Origin of the sequence: Nocardiopsis flavescens (assembly GCF_900141985.1) — a bacterium.
In the GTDB taxonomy this organism is placed as follows: Bacteria; Actinomycetota; Actinomycetes; order Streptosporangiales; family Streptosporangiaceae; genus Nocardiopsis; species Nocardiopsis flavescens.
Map to the genome: position 1 here is coordinate 1 of NZ_FQZK01000066.1, position 1,392 is coordinate 1,392.

Annotated in this window: 2 pseudogenes; one reads left to right on the forward strand and one right to left on the reverse strand. The window is 72.8% G+C overall.

Going from position 1 to position 1,392, the window contains the following annotated elements:
- A pseudogene (locus BUE45_RS31020) lies at positions 1-647 on the reverse strand (activator-dependent family glycosyltransferase); the annotation flags it as partial.
- 98 nt (positions 648-745) lie between these two features.
- On the opposite strand from BUE45_RS31020, the pseudogene BUE45_RS31025 reads away from it, so the two are divergent.
- A pseudogene (locus tag BUE45_RS31025) lies at positions 746-1,392 on the forward strand (activator-dependent family glycosyltransferase); the annotation flags it as partial.

Genomic DNA, 1,392 nt, shown 5'->3' on the forward strand with positions numbered 1-1,392 from the left:
CGCAGGGGCTCGGGCAGGTAGTCCAGGGTGAAGTACCCGCGGGTCATCCGCTCCCGGAACTCCACACCCCACCGCGCCGCATGACGACCCATCCACTCCCCCAGCGGATCGCGCCGCTCACCCTCGGGCTGCGCGTCCATGGCGCGCAGGTAGGCCTCGCGCATCCCGCCCAGCAGGTCCACGCCCCAGAGGAAGCGCGCGTGGACGGCGCCCGTGGCCTCCGCCGCGATCGGCGCCGCGAACGCGATGGGCTCCCAGAGGACGAGGTCGGGCCTCCACCGGCGGCACAGGGCCACCAGGTCCTCCAGCATCGGGTCGTTGACGGTACGCCACCACCAGGGCACCACCTCCCGGTAGCCGCCCAGCAGGCGGTCCCAGGAGATCTCCTCGAAGGGCTCCTCCAGCCCCTGGAAGAGCGGGACGTCGACGGAGGGCGCGCCCGCGGGCCGGGACAGCCGCATGATGCGCCAGAACCCGTGGTCCCGCCCCACCGACGTGTAGGGCAGCCCCGTGCCGGAGGCCACCGGCCCCAGTTCGGGCTGGCTCGCCACGAGCACGTCGTGGCCGCAGGCCCGCAGGGCCCAGCCCAGGGGGACCATGTTCAGGAAATTCGTCTTCTCCGCCACGGTGACGATGAGGACCCGCATGAACACTCCGTCTCGGTCGCGTGCAACGGCGGGGGGAGCGCCGTCGGCCGTATCTTGCCCCGGGTCGATCGACGTTCCGATGGAGAGGATGGGACCGGATGCGCGTCCTGCTGGCGACCGTGGCGGAGAAACCGCACTTCCTCGGCATGGCCCCGCTGGGCTGGGCCCTGCGTGCGGCGGGGCACGAGGTGCTCGTGGCGAGCCAGCCGGAGCTGGGGCCGGTGGCCTCCGGCACCGGGCTCCCCTTCGCCCCCACCGGGCGCGATCACGACTTCTGGCGCATCATGCGCACCTACTCGGTGGCGGGTCAAGGAGAGGGGCGGGTGCCCTTCGTCGACCGCGCGGAGTCGCCCGCGCGCGACGTGGACTGGGAGTACGTGAGAGACGGCCACCGCAACGCCTTCCTGTGGTGGTGGAAGGTCGTGAACGACCCGCTGCTGGAGGACCTGGTGGCCCTGTGCCGCCGGTGGCGCCCCGACCTCGTGCTCTGGGAGCCGCTGAGCTTCGCCGCGCCGATCGCGGCCGAGGCGGTGGGGGCCGTCCACGCGCGCATCCTCTGGGGGGCCGACATCTTCGCGCTCATGCGCTCCCACCTGCTGCGGCTGCTGCCGGAGCAGGAGCCCGCCGGGCGGGAGGACCTGCTGCGCAACTGGATGGGTCGTCATGCGGCGCGGTGGGGTGTGGAGTTCCGGGAGCGGATGACCCGCGGGTACTTCACCCTGGACTACCTGCCCGAGCCCCTGCG